The sequence below is a fragment of the Natronococcus pandeyae genome (assembly GCF_008122205.1).
Taxonomy (GTDB): domain Archaea; phylum Halobacteriota; class Halobacteria; order Halobacteriales; family Natrialbaceae; genus Natronococcus; species Natronococcus pandeyae.
This window is the reverse complement of sequence record NZ_PHNJ01000002.1, coordinates 82,094-100,116: the sequence shown is the minus strand read 5'-3', so window position 1 is coordinate 100,116 and position 18,023 is coordinate 82,094. Positions and strand designations below refer to the sequence as shown.

The window sequence follows — 18,023 nt, the reverse complement described above, 5'->3', positions numbered from 1 at the left end:
GTGTCAGTCAGCGTTGGCAGCGAGCGCCGATCGGTCCGGATCGCGTCCGGAGACGGTTTCGACCTCTCTAACGATGACGTCGGTGACGTCGATCCGGTCGGCCAGCAGTCGTTCGCGTCGGCGGTTCCACTTCTCGTCGTCGGCCTCCTCGACGATCGACACTGCCCGCTCGAGCGACCGAGCGTGGCGGTTCGTGCCGTTGAAGTTGAACACGAGGCCGTAGTTCTCCTCGAGTTCCCTCGTGTAGCCGAGCGAGAGGGAGTTGACGTACACCGAGGGTGTGCCGAGCACCGCCGCCTCGGAGGCCATCGTCGCGCCCTCGCCGACGAAACAGTCGGCGTACGCGAGCAGATCGTGCATCCGATCCGGCGACGTGGTGAGTCGGTTGGATTCGAGTTCGGGCGGAAGGGGGACCTCCGACGTGATCAGCACCTCGGCGCCGGCGTCCTCGAGGCGCTCGACGGCCTCGACTGGATCGTCGAAGCCGCCCTGGCCCATATCGTGCGAGGAATCCCAGCTACTCAGGCGCATCACGACGAACGTGTCGTCGGGTTCCAGTCCCGCCTCCTCGAGGATCGCGGGATCGGGTTCGAAGCGGTCGGGGTGGAGGTAGGCGAGTTCGTGGTAGCCCGCGTACTCGACCTTCTTCGAGCCGATGTCGCCGTCGTAACACTCGGGCGTGCAGATGACGTCGGCGAACGGGTAGGCGAGTCGTTTTATAAGCGTCGCGTGCTCGGTGTCGTAGAAGACGACGCTCTTCGCGCCGACGAGTTTCGCGACGTGGGTCGCGGCGGGGCCGCCGATCGCGGTGATCACGTCGGGTTTGATCTTGCGGGCCCGGGCCAGCAGCCGCGTCTCGTAGGTCGCCTGCACCGCTGCAAGCGAGAGCAGCGAGTTCGACTCGCCGGCCAGGATCTCGTGATCGATGTCGTAGGTCTCGAGCAGTTCGGCGACCACTTCGTTCCGACGCGCGAAGACGTGGACACTGTGGCCGTTGGACTCGAGTTCCGCGATGGCGTGCTTGAAGAAGTGAACGTGGCCAGGATGCTGGATCGTCACGATGGCCCGCATCTAGCGACGCACCCCCTTGCCCGCGTTCGCAGCAGCGTCGATCCCCATCGCGACCAGGAAGACGACCGCACTCGCGGCGAACGCGAGAACGGTCGTGAACAGGTTACGCGGCGACGCCTCGCCCTCGAGGGCGTCCGCGCCGGCGGCGGCGGTGAACGCGACGGTCCCGGCCAGCGACGCAATACCGAGCAGGTAACTGAGCGCGACTGGATCGCTGCGGTCGTTGGCGAGTTGCGTTCGCATCCGCCGGAGGAAGCCGCGAAGCAGCGTCACCGAGGTGGTTGGGATGAACCGCTTGTACTCGATGGTGCTCTCCTCGTCGGCGTACTTGGCGGGCATCGAGACGTCGCCGACGCGCATCTCCGCGATGTTCAGTCTGACGAGCAGGTCGTTGGGATACTCGTGATCGTCCGGCAGCGACTCGATGTCGACCGTCGACAGCGCCTCGTTCGAGATCGCAGTGTAGCCGTTCTGCGGATCCTGGAGGGTCCAGTACCCGCTCGCGATCTTTGTCAACTGGGTCAACGTCCAGTTGCCGAACAGACGGAACGGGGGCATCTCCTTGCGGTCTTCCCGGTCGGCGAGTCGGTTGCCCTTCGTGTAGTCGGCTTCACCCTCGACGATCGGGTCCAGCAGCCGCGGAAGCTGGTCGGGATCCATCTGACCGTCCGCGTCCATCGTAGCGACGATGTCAATTCCGTCGTCTCGCGCGCGGACGTAGCCGGTCCTGAGTGCCCCACCGGCACCCTGGTTCTCTTCGTGGCGGATCGCGACGATCTCGGTTCCCTCGATCGTCCCACCGTCGGGGATCGAGGCAGGCACTGCGGCCCGTTCGTCGCCGGTCGAATCGGCGCGTTCTTCGTCGTCGGACTGCTTCGAAGCGGCTGCGTACTCCTGGATGATCTCCCAGGTCCCGTCGGTCGACCGGTCGTCGACGGCGTAGATCCGATCGACGAAGCCGGGCATCGTCTCGAGCACGTCGCCGACGTGTGATTCCTCGTTGTACGCCGGGACGATGACGCCGACCGTATTTCCGTGATACATTATACCCCCCGGTAAATGAGTCCCTCAGCGGTCGCGTCGTCCGCGTCGAACCCTCCTGCGACGTCGACCAGCGCGGCGTCGTCGTTGAGCGCCGCCGCCATCTCTCCGAGGTCGATACCGTCGAACTCGCTGTGTGGTGTCGCCAACAGTACGCCGTCGAACTCTTCGAAGGAGAGCGAGTCTTGGACGTCGATGCCGAACGACTGCTCGACGGCGTCGTCGTCCGCGTGCGGATCGTACCCGACGATGTCGACGTCGAACTCTTTCAGCTGGTCGATGACGTTCGCGACCTTCGAGCTCCGGATGTCGGCGACGTTTCGTTTGTACGTGAGCCCGAGGACGAGTACGCGGCTGTCTCGAAGGGTGTTGTGACCCTCGTTCAACGCCTTGATCATCAGGTCGGAGACGTGTTCGGGCATCGATTCGTTGACCTTCCGGCTCGAGAGGACCAGCTCCGGATTGGCGCCCACCTGCTTCGCGCGGTGGGCGAAAAAGTACGGATCGACTGGGATGCAGTGGCCGCCAACGAGCCCCGGCCGGTAGTCGTGGAAGTTCCACTTCGTCCCCGCTGCCTCGAGCACCTCGTGGGTGTCGAGGTCCATCTCCTCGAACACCATCGAAAGCTCGTTCATCAGCGCGATGTTGACGTCGCGCTGGACGTTCTCGATGACCTTGCTCGCCTCGGCCACTTCGAGCGACGAGGCGCGGTGGATGCCCGCGTCGACGACGGATTCGTAGAGCGTCGCGACGTCCTCTCGAACTGCCTCGTTCTGCCCACCGACGACCTTGACGACGCTCTCGAGGGAGTGTTCCCCGTCACCCGGCGTCGCCCGCTCGGGCGAGTAGCCGACGAAGAAATCCTCGCCGGCCTCGAGTCCGGAAGCGTCCTCGATTGCCGGCGCGAACACCTCGCGCGTGACTCCCGGGTAGACCGTCGACTCGAGGACCACGGTGGTTCCGCGCTCGACGTGCTCGCCGACGGTTTCGGCGGCACTCTCGATGAACGCCAGATTCGGTCGCTCCTCCTCGACGGGGGTCGGAACCGTGACGAGCACGTAGTCCGCATCACGGATCGCGGCGTCGTCGGTCGTGTACGTAACGTCACCATCGAGGATATCGTCGTCCGAGAGATCGCCGGTCGTGTCGACCCCGTTTTGCAGCGTTTCGACCTTCGAATCGTCGACGTCGAAGCCGATGACGCGGTAGTCCGCCTGCGCGAACCCGACCGCGAGGGGGAGTCCGACGTATCCGAGACCGACCACACAGACCGTCGCATCCTGGACCCGCTCTTCGACGGACTGCTCGAGGAGGACCTCTCCGTCCGAGTGGCTGTCTGTCTGGTGGTCGCTCTCTGGTCCGTCCGTTCGTCTCTCGGTGTCGCTCAGTGGTGGGGTCATAGTGTGTGTCACGTGGCCGACGCACGCTCGACCGCCCGTGCGTCGGAGTATGCTGTGTCAGACGCCGTTCGAAGCGGCTGACACGCCTCGACTGACCCAAGACAATCTCATGGGTTTACTATATAGCCGATAAACTGTCCCGTCGGACCCCGTTCAGATACATCAACGGTATAGACACCGCTCGACCACCGTTCGGCCTTGGTTTCGTTTCTCACGGGTTGAGACCTTATCGCGGACTTAAGCGGATCTGTTTGACCGCATAATGAAGTTGGATGTCATATTGTAATCTGATACGGCCGATGTGAATATGTTCTCTCACGCTCGGTCATACCCGAATTTAGCAACCATGGAGCCCAGCACGATCGATATCGTATCCACATCCGTCTTCAGCGACGCATTGCTCACCGACGGCGACGCCGCCACAGCCACGTTGCTTTCGGCCGCCGACGGTGGGGCACTCCGCCCGAGAGCGGCCGCTCTCGTCGCCGACCGGGGCGCCTCACAGATCGTTCAGTTCCTGAACGTGACCCCCATCTGGGAGTTCGCGCTGGTGGCCGCTGCAGTCCTGATCATCGGCGTACTCATCGGGGCGCGTCTCATCGAGGCGCTGTCGAACCGCGACCTCGACATCGATCCGATGGCAGCACTGTCGAGTCAAGAGACGGACGACGAGACCGACGAGCCGGCAGACGACGAACCGGCGCACACGTACGAGGCGTACATCTCGCCGGACACGCCGGACGAGTTGTTGAGCGACAGGGGACAGATCATCCGGATACTCGTCGAGAACGACGGTCGGACGTATCAGTATCGCATCGTCGAGGAGACGGGCTGGTCGAAGTCGAAGGTCAGCCGTCTCCTCTCGGAAATGCACGAACGAGGCGAGATCGGCAAGGTCTCGGTAGGCCGCGAGAACGCGATCGTCCTCGCGGACCACGGACCCGACGGATCCGATCAGGCCGACGATCCGTCGGTCGCCGTCAAAAAGTCGCCGCAGTAACCAGGTCGTTGCTGCGCAATCAGCGTCGCTGGTTCTCTCCACGCTCCGCTCGCTTTTCGCTTCTCATTGCGTTCCGTCCGCTTTTCGGATCTCACCAGTAGTCGAGCACACGCGGGTTTCGATCGAACGTTGCGAACGATTACGAACGGTTCTGATCTGCGTCGCGAGGACGCTGATCGAACGATCACAGCCCGTTCTCGACGACCTCGAACCGTCCAACGAGCTGTCACACACGTGCTCCTGGTGGTCGTCTCTCGGCGCTCTCCGAGAACCATCGCGTGTCCTGGAGCCGGCGCTTCGATGGATCTGTCGGACTGCTGTGACAGTATCGGCTCGAGTACCGTCGCGTCGGCGGCACTCGGCGAGACTGCGGATTCGGCGGCTGTAGGCGCCTTAGTAGTCGAATAAGGATGGGTCGCACGCGTGCAACAGAGCACACACGCGCGTCAGCGGTCGTTTTTCGACCCGTAGCAGCCCCTGGACGACCGAGACCGTCTGTTCCGAGAAGGAAGTAGCACGTCGAACCATCACACACTCGAGTAATTCTATTGACGACTTCTGGAAAAACTTCGGAAACACTCGCTTCTCGCTACTTATCCGATCCATAGTAATGGGCGTTGTCGGACATCTACGAAGTACGCACCGGGTCGACGCTCAGGGACAGACGACCCGGGAGGAATACATCTATGACACGCTACAGGACTGAACGCCACACTGGCGTACCGAACCGACGTTCGATCACCGCGACTCGGACGGCCTGCTCTGCTCGCTCTCCCTCCCCGGTCGTAGCGACCGTAGCTACGGAGGTGTCACACTAATGTGCGGGATCATCGCCCGAATTGGTTCCGACGACGCTGCTGACTCGCTGCTGACCGGACTCGAGAACCTCGAGTACCGCGGCTACGACTCGGCAGGGATCGCCGTCCAGAACGGGTCTGGCGTGAAGGTTCACAAGACCTCCGGCGAGGTCTCGGACCTCAAATCGAAGCTGAACTACCTGCCGAGCGGGAACGCCGGCATCGGCCACACACGCTGGAGTACGCACGGCCCGCCGACGGAGGAGAACGCACATCCGCACACGGACTCGGCCGGCGACGTCGCCGTCGTTCACAACGGTGTCATCGACAACTACGAAGAGCTTCGCACGGAGCTGAGCGCGAAGGGACACGTGTTCCAGAGCGACACCGACACCGAGGTTATCCCGCACCTCATCGACGAGTACCGTAGCGAGATGTCGACCGAGGAGGCGGTTCGTCACGCAGTCGATACGCTCGAGGGCAGCTACGCGATCGCGGCGATCGTCGACGGCGAGGACCGCGTCTACGCGGCCCGGAAGGGCTCCCCGCTCGTCCTCGGACTCGGCGCGGACGAGTGGTACCTCGCGAGCGACGTTCCCGCGTTCCTCGACTATACGGACGAAGTGATCTATCTCGAGGACGGCGACGTCGTCGTTCTCGACCCCGAGTCGTACGAGATCACCGACCTCGGGGGCGAGGCGGTCAATCGTGATGTCGATACGGTCGACTGGGACCCGGAGGACGCCGGCAAGGGCGAGTACGACCACTACATGAAAAAGGAGATCCACAGCCAGCCAACCTCGCTCGCGAACACGATCGAGGGCCGCGTCGAGGACGGCGAGGTCGACCTCGAGGCGCTGCCAGCGGGCTCCTTTACGGACGTAGACGAGGTCCAGTTCGTCGCCTGCGGAACGTCGTATCACGCGGCGCTCTACGGCGCGCAGTTGCTGAAGGCGTCCGGGGTCCGGACGGAAGTGATCCGCGCCAGCGAGTACGATTCCGCTTCGGGGCCCGTCGACGAGGGCACCCTGACGATCGCCGTCACGCAGAGCGGCGAGACCGCGGACACGCTGCAGGCGATCCGCGAAGCGACAGACCGCGGCGCGCGAACGCTGGCCGTCACGAACGTCGTCGGTTCGACGATCGCCCGCGAGACCGACGACGCGATGTACATCCGTGCCGGTCCGGAGGTCGGTGTCGCCGCGACCAAGACGTTCTCCTCGCAGGCGGTCTCGCTCGCGCTGGTTAGCCAGCGCATCGCGGCCGACGTCTCCCACGCCACACCCGTCGACGACCTCGAGGAGATGCTCGCGGATCTCGAGGACCTCCCCGAGCACGTCGAGGAGATCCTGGAGACTACCGACGCCGAACGCCTGGCCAAGCAGTACATCGACAGCGAGGCGTTCTTCTTCATCGGCAACGGACTCGGCCATCCCGTCGCGCTCGAGGGAGCGCTGAAGTTCAAGGAGATCACCTACGAGCACGCCGAAGGGTTCGCCTCCGGCGAACTCAAACATGGCCCGCTGGCGCTCGTCACGGAACAGACCCCGATCTTCGCGGTCTGTACCGGCGGCGACGACGACAAGACGAAGACGAACGCGATCGAGGCCCAGACTCGCGGTGCGTCGATTATCGCCGTCTCGCCGGACGATCACCCGGTCGTCGACGCCGCCGAAGTCCACCTCTCGGTCCCCGACACGCATCCCGTCTGGGCCGGACTGCTCGCGAACGTCCAGCTCCAACTCGTCTCCTACTACGCTGCGGACCTGCTCGACCGACCGATCGACAAGCCACGTAACCTGGCGAAGAGTGTCACCGTCGAGTAAGGCGACTCCTGTAGCGGTCATCCTCCCGCGCTGACTGTCTCTTTCCGCGTCGGTCCGATTTTTGGCGACTCTGCAACAGTGTTCGACCGCTACGTTGTTTTCACTCTTTCAATATCGCCTGTACAGCGGCGGTCGTCGCTCGAGTAACGCGCCTCGAACTACCACTGCCGGTCGTTCCGGCGACGGCGAACCGGGAACGCCGACTGCTCGGGCCGTCAGTTCGCCCTCGAGTTTCGGACGAGTCTCGCGACGTGCGTACAGGGCTGGGACATCGTCAGACGAAAGTCGACGATCCCGTATCGTCGGCGTCGTCGGGTCTCTCCTCCGCAGTCCGCGTCGTCACCGTTTGCTACTCGTACCGCTCCTCACGGCCCCTCGTCGGTGTTACCGATCACGACGGTTCCATCGCCGGGGCGCCGCCGTCCTCGTTTTCGACCGTCCTCGTCGCCGTTTCTGGCGATCGACGTGGAACCGTCGCCGGCGTTCCGGTTTCGAACTCGTCGTTCGCGGTGACCGTCCAGTCGACAGTTTCCGCGCGGGAATCGGCTACTGGCGCTCCACCGATCAGATCTGACTCCGTACGACGTGGGTTCCTGCGACAGTCAGGTACCGTCACGTCGACGTCGTCCCGGTCTCGTCGTCTTCGCTCTGGTCAGTAACGTCGGACGCGTCGACCACGGGTCGTCGTTCGTCGGACGCGTCGACGCGGAGCCGTCGTTCTGCGGTTTCGGGTCTTCGCTCGAGCTACCCGTGGTGATCGTCACGAGTTCGCCACCGGGGGCGAGCAGTACTCCCGTAGCTCTCACAGGCCGTCGATACCGATCTGGCGCACGTTCGCCGGCGCTACTCGGTGGATCCCGCTTTCCTCTGGACGAACGACGGGAGCCGCTGAAGCACGTCGTCTCTCTCCAGCGGTGAGTGGCGGGTGAGTCAGCAGACGAGGCGCAAACTGTCGAGTCGCGCGGGGGCGTTTCGGACTACTCCGAGAAGGTGGTCGTGCAGGCATCTTCGACGAGCGTTCTCGAGAGATTCGTCGCTGTCACTCGATTCGAACGCCGAGTCGAGGCCGGCAGTCGCCGACCGAACCGTCTCCGTCGCTATCAGTGGTATCGAACTGGGAAAACGTCTCGGGTGGGAAGAACGTCTCGAGTGTACCGATCGTCGACCGATACCGAAGCGATCAGACTCGCTGGACGACGTCAGTTGTCGACGGAGGAGAACCAACTGTCGTCGTCATCGTCGTCGTCGTCGTCATCGTCGTCATCGTCGTCATCGTCGTCATCATCGTCATCGTCATCATCTGCTTCGTCGTCGTCTGCCTCGTCATCGTCGCCCCCGAACGGATCGTCATCCGCTCCGTCGTCATCATCTGCTTCGTCGTCGTCTGCGTCATCGTCATCTGCTTCGTCGTCGGCCTCGTCATCGTCTCCGAACGGTGGGCCGCTGTCGTCATCGTCGTCGTCGGCGCCAGTGTCGTCGTCTGCGTCATCGGAGCCGCCTTCGTCGTCCCCGCCAGTGTCGTCGGTTCCATCGTCTTCATCTGCTCCGTCGCCACCGTCGCCACCGTCGCCACCGTCGCCGCCGTCACCGCCATCGGTGTCGCCGGCGTCACCGCTATCGCCGTCACCGCCGTCACCACCATCGCCCTCGCCGCCGTCGCTCTCCTCACCGTTCCCGTCGCCGCCATCTCCGTCAGCGGGGTCTTGGTCGTCTTGGTCGCCGTCTTCTCCAGGATCTTCCTCGATATCGTCGTCGTCGACGCCGGTAATCGCCTCGTCGATGCCCGAACCGCTCGCTGCGAGTGCGATTCCGGCGACGAGAAATGCGATGCCGGCGACGACCAGCAGCAACTGTGCACCGGTAGAGACTGACCGTGCCTCTTGCTGTTGACTTGGGTGGCTCATAGTGCTGTCTCTGATACTTCAGATACGGTGTTCGTCTCCCGTCGCAACGCCGGCGACGCTCGAGAACGGGCAGAGGCGGATCGAGGAGCGACCGTGGCGTGCGGGGCTTCACGACGTTCGTGACCGCGAGCGGTGCTGACTGACGAACCGGATTCGCGGCTCGTCGACACTGCTCGCGTCACGTCGTGGCTCGTCGAGTACACATCGGCAGCGATACGCGCTGTGGCGCCGGCTGTAATACACACTGTGGCGCCCGCCCGTGTGCGGTCTGCGTGCCACGACGAGATACCTGGTCCCATCAAGAATTCTATTGTGGAGTATAGCGCTTCATTATACAGGTGTTAAACGAAACATCGAATTCGCCGGCCCGTCCGGCCGTCTACCGTTGCTCGAGCCAAACGGCGCGCTGTGGATACGGCGCCCTGGGCGCGAAAGCCGTCGAAATCCGCTTCGTTGAACTCGATTCGACCGAATCGTCCGCAGTTCGCGCACCGCTCGCAAACAACTAAGTGACTTCGACAGCGAGGTGAAAGTAATGGCAGACGACCCCGAGGAGGGGATGTTGTCGTGGGACGAGTCCGTGTTCAGAAACGAGCACGTCTTCGAAATCGACTACGTTCCCGAGACGTTCAAGCACCGCGAGAGCCAGACCCAGAACCTCACGTACGCGTTACGCCCAGCGGTGCGCGGGTCGCGACCGTTGAACGTCATGGTCCGGGGACCGCCAGGGACGGGGAAGACGACCGCGATCCAGAAGCTGTTCGACGAGGTCGGAACCCAGACCAGCGACGTGCGCACGATCCGCGTCAACTGTCAGGTCAACTCCACCCGCTACTCGGTGTTCTCGCGGCTCTTCGAGGGAACCTTCGACTACGAACCCCCCTCTTCGGGCATCTCGTTCAAGAAACTCTTCGGCCAGATCGCCGAAAAACTCGTCGAGGACGACCGCGTGCTGGTCGTCGCCCTCGACGACATCAACTATCTCTTCTACGAGAACGAGGCGTCCGACACGCTCTACTCGCTACTGCGGGCCCACGAGGAGTATCCCGGCGCGAAGATCGGCGTCATCGTCGTCTCCTCGGATCCCACACTCGAGGTCATCGACGAACTCGATTCGCGCGTCCAGAGCGTCTTCCGTCCCGAGGAGGTCTACTTCCCGGTGTACGGCCAGCCGGAGATCGTCGACATCCTCGCGGAACGCGTCGAGCGCGGCTTCCGCGACGGCGTCATCTCGCGGGATACCCTGGAGCGCGTGGCCGACCGGACGGCCGAGAGCGGCGACCTCCGGGTCGGGATCGACCTGCTCCGGCGCGCGGGGCTCAACGCCGAGATGCGAGGCAGTCGCACCGTCGAGATGCGAGACGTCGAACAGGCCTACGAGAAGTCGAAGTATATCTCCCTCTCCCGGAGTCTCTCCGAACTCTCGGACACCGAACAGTCGCTGCTCGAGGTCATCGCGAACAACGACGGCGGCCAGGCCGGCGAGGTGTACGAGACCTTCCACGAGGAGACGGAACTCGGCTACACGCGGTACTCCGAGATCGTCAACAAACTCGACCAGCTCGGGCTGATCGACGCCGACTACGCCGACATCGAGGGCCGCGGTCGCTCGCGCTCGCTCTCGCTGTCCTACGAGAAGGACGCGGTGCTCGATCGACTCGAGTGAGCCGGGACCCAGCGTACTTTTTCGCGGCCCCTCGTCGAAACGCCGTCTTTCGGACGCACGTTCGCCTGAAACAGCTGTTGGATAAATCTTCGATACGAAGGCCGCTTGTTCCCACCGATTGCTCCCGTTCCGGTGTGCAGTGCTGGGCCATGGCTTAACCGTCAACGCGCCGAACTGACGAGTATGCCCACGCTCCTGTGCTACGGCTCGTACGGCTTCGTCGGCGACCTGATCGCTCGCGAGGCGATCGACCGTGACGTGGACCTGCTCCTCGCCGGTCGCGATGGCGACCAACTCGCCGAGCAGGTGGACGAACTCGGCTGTCCGGGCCGCCGATTCGACCTCGAGGATTCGGAAACCGTCGCGGACGCGCTCGAGGACGTCGACTGCGTCCTGAACTGCGCGGGTCCGTTCTCGAACACCGCCGAGCCGTTAGTCGAAGGCTGCCTCGAGAGCGGAACGGACTACGTCGACATCACCGGGGAGATCCCGGTCATCGAGTCGATCTATGACCGAGACGAGGAGGCGAAAGATGCAGACGTGACGCTGCTCCCGGCCGCCGGCTTCTCGACGGTTCCGCTGGACTGTCTCGCCGCCCACCTCGCAGACCGCCTTCCGGAGGCGACCGACCTCGCGCTCGGCGTCGACTCGTTCCGACCGCCCTCGATCGGAACGGTGCGAACGGTGATCGAGGGGGCCGACACCGGCGGGGCGATCCGTCGCGACGGCCGACTCGAGCGCGTCCCGACCGCGTGGCGGACACGGGAGATCGACTTCGGCCGCGGCACCCGCCCGGCCGTCACGATGCCGATGGGAGACGTGTCGACCGCCCACTACACGACCGGCATCCCGAACGTCGAGGTGTACGCGCTGATGCCCGAACCCGCCAGGACTGCGCTCAAACTCCACCGGTATCTCGCTCCCGTACTCGGACTGACACCGGTCCAGTGGACGCTGAAGCAACTCGCGGGTCTCGTCCGCGAGGGTCCCGCGGAGTGGTCGCGCGAGCGCGGTTCGGCCTACATCTGGGGCGAGGCCCGAACCGGCGACGACGACGAGCGCGTCGTCTCCCGCCTGCGGACGCCCGACGCGTACGTCGTGACCGTCAACGCCGCCGTGGAGACGGCCGAGCGGGTCCTCGACGGCGAGGCCGACAGCGCGTTCCAGACGCCGGCCGGCGCGTTCGGCGCCGATTTCGTCCTCGAACTCGAGGGCGTCGAGGGCTTTTTCGACGAGTCGACGCCGGACGAAACGTCGCCGATCAATCCGCTCCTGCGGTAAGCGGTCGCGTCTCGAGGACGCGTCCGAGTTCGCGGGCGAGGCAGGGATCGTCCACGGAACCGGCAGTCGCTGGCCCAATCCCCACAGTGAAACCCCTTCAACGGTCCCGTATGGAACGTCACGACTTCTACCAGGCCGTCGAGCAGCGAGCGAATCTCGCCGACGAGACCGACGCCCGGAACGCGACGCAGGCGGTCTGCTCCGCCCTGGGCGAGCGACTCGAGGAACACCAGTCCCACCAGCTCGCGGACGACCTGCCGGAGGAGATCAACGATCACCTCACCGACGGGGCCTCCGGACGACGGCTCTCCTACGAGGAGTTCCGCTCGCGGGTCGAAGAGCGAACCGACCGCGCCGAAATCGGCGATCCCGAACGGCTCTCGCGGGCCGTCGTCGAGACGCTGTTCGAGCACGTCGACGACGAGGAAGCGGACGACCTTCGGGAGCGCCTCGAGGAGTTCGGGTACGACGAGATCGTTCCGGACAGCTGATCGCGACTTGGTTCGGGTTTCGTCTGCCCCGTCCCCAGCAACTGCCGCCCGAAGCGTGAGGGGCGACGTCACCGTGACTCGAGGTATGGAGCACGAGACGTTCGTCGAGACCGTGAGCGACCGCACCGACAGCGACAGCGACGCCGCGACGGACGCGACGCGAGCCGTCCTGACGACGCTCGGGGAACGACTGAGCGAGGATCAGGCCCACGACCTGGCGTCCCAGCTGCCCGGGGAGTTCAGCGATCACTTCACCGAGGGCGAATCCGGGCAACGGTTCTCCGAAGAAGAGTTCATCTCGAGGGTCGACCAGCGCATGGAGACGGTCGACCTCACCGGCGAGCGTGCGACGACCGCAGTGCTCGGAACGCTGCTCGAGGCCGTCGACGAGAGCGAACGCGCCGCCGTCGTCGACCAGTTCGAACACTACGGGTTCGAGGAACTGCTCTCGGAGACGAACACCGAGGTCGACGTCACCGACCGAACACCGCGAGAACGATAGTTTAGGCCTGATCGATGCCTTCGCGGTAGTCCTCGGCTGTCTCGAGCGCGTCTTCGATCCGATCTTTCGTGTCGTCGCTCGCGTCCTGACTGAGCTGTCGGAGCTGGTTGAGATGCCCGTCGAGGACCGCGTGGTCGGGCTCGTGATCGCCGATGGTGTAGTCCTCGAACGCGTCGACTTGCTCGCGGAGGTCGTCGCGGATGTCGTCGTCGTCTGCCGTTTTTGCTGCCTTTTCGAGTTCGTCGCGAACCTGCTTGAGTTCCTGAGCCATAGTCGAGACAACCACGACTCGACCCATAACAGTTAGCGTGGCAGTTGAGCGCGAGCCCGACGTGCCGGGTCGAACCGTCGGCGAACTCCCTCCCCTCACGCGATCGAGGACCAGGCTATCATCTGGTGTACGTGACGATTTCTCGCCGTAAGGAGTGCGTACACCCGACGCTGCCGTCGGAAACGCCAAGAGAATCAACGTTACTGACTACTGGATTTTTCCGCTCGAAGTTCCCCCTCTCGATTGCATTATGCCAGTATCACGACGGACGGCCCTGAAAACGATGGGTGTGGCGGGAGGATTGAGTGTTGCCAGCGGTACCGTGTTCGCGAAAGGCGAACACGCGGACGACGAACGGCCGATGGACGACGAGAAACAACCGGACGACGAGAAACCCCACGACGAACCGGCCGACGTGACGTCGGCAGTTCGCGTCGCGCACTTCTCGCCCGACGCCCCGAACGTCGATATTCTCGTCGACGGCGAGCAGGTACTCTCGGACGTCCCGTACAGTGCTGTCTCGCCGTATCTCGAACTCGAGCCCGGCACTTACACGGTCACGATCACGGCCGCCGGCGATCCCGAAGCCGTCGTCTTCGAGGACGAGGTCGAGGTTGGGGAGGCGTTCTACACGATCGCGGCGATCGGCGAACTCGAGGCCGAGACGTTCCGGCCGGAGATCCTCGTCGACGCCGACCCGCTGCCCGAGGCTGAGCCCGACTCCGCGTTCGTCCGCGTCGCGCACTTCTCGCCAGATGCACCGGCGGTCGATATCTACGCCAACGACGACCCGCTGGTCGAAGACGTCTCCTTCGAAGACGTCTCCGACTACCTCGCCGTCCCCGCCGGCACGTACACCCTCTCGATTCGACCTGCGGGCGATCCCGAGACCGAGGTGGCGACGTTCGACGTCACGCTCGAGGCGGGTACTCCCTACACGGGGTACGCGATCGGCTATCTCGAGCCGCCCGAGGAGTTCGCCGAGCGCGAGTTCACCGTGGAGCTGACGGTCGACGGGCCGATGGCCGACGAGGAAGACGAACCGGTCGACGAGAAGGACGAGAAACCAGTCGACGAGAAGGACGAGAAACCAGTCGACGAGAAGGACGAGAAGGACGAGCCGCCCGCCGACGACGAGAAACCGGTTGCCGACGAAAAGGAGAAACCGGCAGCTGACGGGAAAGAAAAGCCGGAAGCTGACCACCAGTGTTAGGGTCGAGCAACGAACCGTAACCGACGTACTGGTTCGGCGTCCGGTCCCTTCTCGAACCGTTTCGACTGACTCGACGTTCGCACCGTTTTCGATGCTCCTTCAGCCGTAGGCCACGACGTGCCCGTGCTCGGTTCCCGCGACCAGCAGCCCGTCGACCGCGGCCAGCGACGTTACCTCGGCCAGGCGGACGCTATCGCCGCGGGGCTCGCGCTCCCAGCGGACGTCGCTAGTTGCAGGATCGATTGCGGCGAGACCGGGAGCCTCGGGTTCGCCGCCGACGAACAGGGTGTCTCCGGCGGCGGCCAGAACTGCCGTCACCCCCCACTCAGTCTCGGCCTCCCACTCGATCGCTCCCTCGGCGTCGACCGCGAGCAGCCTGTTCGGCCCGTCGGGAACGTCGTCCCAGTCGCCGCGACCGACGTGGAAGATCGCCCGGTCGTCGACGATCACCGGAGACGTGACGTGCGTGTCGGAATACTCGTGGGTCCACTCGAGACCCCCGCTGTCGGCGTCGTACGCCTGCAGTCGTTCGCCCTCGTCGAACGGCAGGGGTTCGACACCCGAAAGAACGCGGTCGTTCCAGACGACCGGCGGCTCCCCGTTACCGCTACCGGACGATTTCCACAGCGTTTCCAGTTCGCTATCGGTCCCGAGACGAACCGGTGCGTTCGGCGACTCGGACGCGGTGACGGTTGTCCCGCCCTGAAACAACCGATCGCCGTCGATCGCGACCGCGCCCTGGTCGGAGACGCGCCAGCGCTCGTCGCCCGACTCGGCATCGTAGGCGGTGAGTCCGTTACCGTCCCCTCGGTAGAGGGTATCCCCGTCGAACAGAAGCGGCGCTCCGAACGTTCTGGCATGCCGTTCCTCGTCGTTCGCCCAGCGTCGTTCGCCGGTCTCGAGGTCGTAAGCGGCAATGTACTGCCCGTCCGACGTCGTGTACACCGTTTCGTCGCCGAGCGCCACTGCAGCGACGTCCGCGTCCCTGTCGTCGGCTTTCCACCGAACGTCGCCGGTGTTGCGCTCGAGCGCGACGAGATTGGTACTCGCGTCTCGCTCGCTGCCTGCGACCACGACGTCCTCGCCGACGGCGAGGCCATCGACGCTGCGAACCGGCGACTCGGGTTCGAATCGCCAGCGTTCCTCGGGGTCCTCGGGGACGGTCGCCTCGGCGTTGTGGCCCGTGTTCTGCAGGTCGTACCGCGAGAGCCGCCAGGTGTCTGGGCCGGTCTCGAACGTGTCGAACGAGTGGCCGCTCGAGAGACAGCCGGCGATGGCGGCGAGTCCGGTTGCCGTCCCCGTAGCGAGGACGGTGCGTCTGGAGGGCATATCACGCAGTGTATACGTTCCGTGCATAATCTTTCTGTTTGGCTGTCACGACCGAACCCCGACCCGTCCGTTGCACCGGATCGTTATATCGTGACCGGGCGCGCGCCGCATGCGAGCGCGTAAAGTGTCTCGAGTCCCTGATCTCGATGATGAGTGACTCTCGAGGTCCCCTCCAGCCGGATCGTCCCGAGGCCGACCATCCGTTCGAGGTCGACGCGCCGTTCGACCCCGCGGGCGACCAGCCCGAGGCGATCGAGCAACTCGCTGACGGGTTCCAGTCGGGAATGGACAAGCAAACCCTGCTCGGCGTGACGGGATCGGGGAAGACGAACACCGTCTCGTGGACCATCGAGGAGGTCCAGAAGCCGACCCTCGTCATCGCCCACAACAAGACCCTCGCCGCCCAGCTTTACGAGGAGTTTCGGAACCTCTTCCCCGAGAACGCCGTCGAGTACTTCGTCTCCTACTACGACTACTACCAGCCCGAAGCCTACGTCGAGCAGACCGACACCTACATCGACAAAGACGCCTCGATCAACGACGAGATCGACCGCCTGCGCCACTCCGCGACGCGCTCTCTTCTCACGCGCGAAGACGTCATCGTCGTCGCGAGCGTCTCAGCCATTTACGGCCTCGGTGACCCGCGCAACTACATCGACATGTCGATGCGACTCGAGGTCGGCGAGGAAACCGGCCGCGACGAACTCCTGGCACAGCTCGTGGATCTGAACTACGAGCGCAACGACGTCGACTTCACGCAGGGCACGTTCCGGGTCCGGGGCGACACGATCGAGATCTACCCGATGTACGGCCGCTACGCCGTCCGGGTCGAACTCTGGGGCGACGAGATCGATCGCATGGTCAAGGTCGATCCGCTCGAGGGCGAGACCCAGGGCGAGCAACAGGCCGTCCTCGTCCACCCGGCGGAGCACTACTCGATCCCCGAGACGAAACTCGAGCGCGCGATGGACGAGATTCGGGACGACCTCGATTCGCGCATCTCGTACTTCGAACGCCAGGGCGACATGCTCTCGGCCCAGCGCATCGACGAGCGAACCACGTTCGACCTCGAGATGATGCAGGAGACGGGCTACTGCTCGGGGATCGAGAACTACTCCGTCTACCTCTCGGATCGCGAGTCGGGAGAGGCTCCCTACACGCTGCTGGACTACTTCCCCGAGGACTTCCTGACCGTCGTCGACGAGTCCCACGTGACGCTGCCCCAGATCCGGGGCCAGTACGCCGGCGACAAGTCCCGGAAGGACTCACTGGTCGAGAACGGTTTTCGGCTCCCGACCGCCTACGACAACCGCCCGCTCACCTTCGAGGAGTTCCAGGAGAAGACCGACCAGACGCTCTACGTGTCGGCGACCCCGAGCGACTACGAGCGCGAGGAATCGGACCAGATCGTCGAACAGATCGTTCGCCCGACCCACCTCGTCGACCCCGAGATCGAGGTGTCGCCCGCCAGCGGCCAGATCGACGACCTCATGGATCGCATCGACGAACGGATCGAGCGCGACGAGCGCACCCTCGTGACGACGCTCACCAAGCGGATGGCCGAGGACCTGACCGAGTACCTCGAGGAATCCGGCGTCGACGTCGCATACATGCACGACGAGACCGACACGCTCGAACGCCACGAGATCATCCGCTCGCTTCGCCTCGGTGAGATCGACGTCCTCGTCGGGATCAACCTCCTCCGGGAGGGACTGGACATCCCCGAGGTCTCGCTCGTCGGCATTCTCGACGCCGACCAGGAAGGGTTCCTGCGCTCGGAGACGACGCTCGTCCAGACGATGGGGCGTGCGGCCCGCAACGTCAACGGCGAGGTCGTCCTCTACGCCGACGACCCTTCGAGCGCGATGGAGTCGGCGATCGAGGAGACCCAGCGACGCCGCGAAATTCAACAGGAGTACAACGAGGAACACGGCCTCGAGCCGACGACCATCGAGAAGGAGGTCGGCGAGACGAACCTGCCGGGGAGCAAGACCGACACCACCGAGATCTCCGGTCGCTCGCTCGAGGACGACGACGAGGCCGCCCGCTACATCGCGGAACTCGAGGATCGGATGGAGGAAGCGGCGAGCAACCTCGAGTTCGAACTCGCGGCCGACATCCGCGATCGAATCCGGGAGGTGCGCGAGGAGTTCGAACTCGAGGGCGAAGACGAGGGGATCGCACCGCCGACCGAGGAGTTCTAGGCCCGACACTTCTATCCGGCTCACCTA

General features: G+C 64.3%; 14 protein-coding genes. 8 read left to right on the top strand and 6 right to left on the bottom strand.

All coding sequences use genetic code 11. The features are described 5' to 3' along the window. Window positions 1–3 precede the first annotated feature (3 nt). Genes CV102_RS04125 through CV102_RS04115 form a run of 3 tightly spaced genes read right to left on the bottom strand, consistent with a single transcriptional unit; the run spans window position 4 to window position 3,512 of the window. Window positions 4–1,071 carry a DUF354 domain-containing protein gene (locus CV102_RS04125; protein ID WP_148856632.1) on the bottom strand — a complete coding sequence of 356 codons (1,068 nt, stop codon included), beginning with the start codon at window positions 1,069–1,071 and terminating at the stop codon, window positions 4–6. Then, on the bottom strand, window positions 1,072–2,115 hold the full coding sequence (locus CV102_RS04120) for a glycosyltransferase family 2 protein (protein ID WP_148856631.1): 1,044 nt from the start codon (window positions 2,113–2,115) through the stop codon (window positions 1,072–1,074). Then, complete coding sequence (locus CV102_RS04115) at window positions 2,115–3,512, bottom strand: nucleotide sugar dehydrogenase (protein WP_148856630.1); 1,398 nt, start codon at window positions 3,510–3,512, stop codon at window positions 2,115–2,117. The genes CV102_RS04120 and CV102_RS04115 overlap by 1 nt, the downstream gene beginning before the upstream one ends. A gap of 346 nt (window positions 3,513–3,858) precedes the next feature. On the opposite strand from CV102_RS04115, the gene CV102_RS04110 reads away from it, so the two are divergent. Together CV102_RS04110 and glmS are read left to right on the top strand one after the other, a co-directional pair. Then, window positions 3,859–4,512 (top strand): helix-turn-helix transcriptional regulator, encoded by a 654-nt coding sequence (locus tag CV102_RS04110; protein ID WP_148856629.1) that lies wholly within the window; start codon window positions 3,859–3,861, stop codon window positions 4,510–4,512. Window positions 4,513–5,329: 817 nt separating this feature from the next. Continuing rightward, window positions 5,330–7,135, top strand: a complete 1,806-nt coding sequence (glmS, locus tag CV102_RS04105; RefSeq protein ID WP_148856628.1) for a glutamine--fructose-6-phosphate transaminase (isomerizing) — start codon at window positions 5,330–5,332, stop codon at window positions 7,133–7,135. A 1,199-nt stretch (window positions 7,136–8,334) separates the two neighbouring features. On the opposite strand, the gene CV102_RS04100 is transcribed toward glmS, so the two are convergent. Beyond that, on the bottom strand, window positions 8,335–9,039 hold the full coding sequence (locus CV102_RS04100; protein ID WP_148856627.1) for a hypothetical protein: 705 nt from the start codon (window positions 9,037–9,039) through the stop codon (window positions 8,335–8,337). A gap of 535 nt (window positions 9,040–9,574) precedes the next feature. Here CV102_RS04100 and CV102_RS04095 point away from each other — a divergent pair. The 4 genes from CV102_RS04095 (at window position 9,575) to CV102_RS04080 (ending at window position 12,979) form a co-directional block, all read left to right on the top strand. Next, window positions 9,575–10,705, top strand: coding sequence for an ORC1-type DNA replication protein (locus CV102_RS04095; protein WP_148856626.1), 1,131 nt, complete (start codon window positions 9,575–9,577; stop codon window positions 10,703–10,705). 183 nt (window positions 10,706–10,888) lie between these two features. Then, on the top strand, window positions 10,889–11,986 hold the full coding sequence (locus CV102_RS04090; protein ID WP_148856625.1) for a saccharopine dehydrogenase family protein: 1,098 nt from the start codon (window positions 10,889–10,891) through the stop codon (window positions 11,984–11,986). A 110-nt stretch (window positions 11,987–12,096) separates the two neighbouring features. Continuing rightward, window positions 12,097–12,477, top strand: a complete 381-nt coding sequence (locus CV102_RS04085) for a DUF2267 domain-containing protein (RefSeq protein ID WP_148856624.1) — start codon at window positions 12,097–12,099, stop codon at window positions 12,475–12,477. 85 nt (window positions 12,478–12,562) lie between these two features. Beyond that, entirely contained in the window at window positions 12,563–12,979 is a 417-nt protein-coding gene (locus tag CV102_RS04080; RefSeq protein ID WP_148856623.1) for a DUF2267 domain-containing protein, read from the top strand. Between the two features lies 1 nt (window position 12,980). Here CV102_RS04080 and CV102_RS04075 read toward each other — a convergent pair whose 3' ends face one another. Then, on the bottom strand, window positions 12,981–13,250 hold the full coding sequence (locus CV102_RS04075) for a DUF7553 family protein (RefSeq protein ID WP_148856622.1): 270 nt from the start codon (window positions 13,248–13,250) through the stop codon (window positions 12,981–12,983). A gap of 250 nt (window positions 13,251–13,500) precedes the next feature. Here CV102_RS04075 and CV102_RS04070 point away from each other — a divergent pair, with 250 nt between their 5' ends. Further along, window positions 13,501–14,463: a DUF4397 domain-containing protein gene (locus tag CV102_RS04070; protein ID WP_148856621.1), complete on the top strand. Its 963-nt coding sequence runs from the start codon at window positions 13,501–13,503 to the stop codon at window positions 14,461–14,463. A gap of 99 nt (window positions 14,464–14,562) precedes the next feature. Here CV102_RS04070 and CV102_RS04065 read toward each other — a convergent pair whose 3' ends face one another. After that, the gene (locus tag CV102_RS04065) at window positions 14,563–15,792 is read right to left on the bottom strand and encodes an outer membrane protein assembly factor BamB family protein (protein ID WP_148856620.1); all 1,230 of its coding nucleotides are present in this window, start codon (window positions 15,790–15,792) and stop codon (window positions 14,563–14,565) included. 149 nt (window positions 15,793–15,941) lie between these two features. On the opposite strand from CV102_RS04065, the gene uvrB reads away from it, so the two are divergent. Then, window positions 15,942–17,996, top strand: coding sequence for an excinuclease ABC subunit UvrB (gene uvrB, locus CV102_RS04060; protein WP_148856619.1), 2,055 nt, complete (start codon window positions 15,942–15,944; stop codon window positions 17,994–17,996). Window positions 17,997–18,023: the final 27 nt, after the last annotated feature.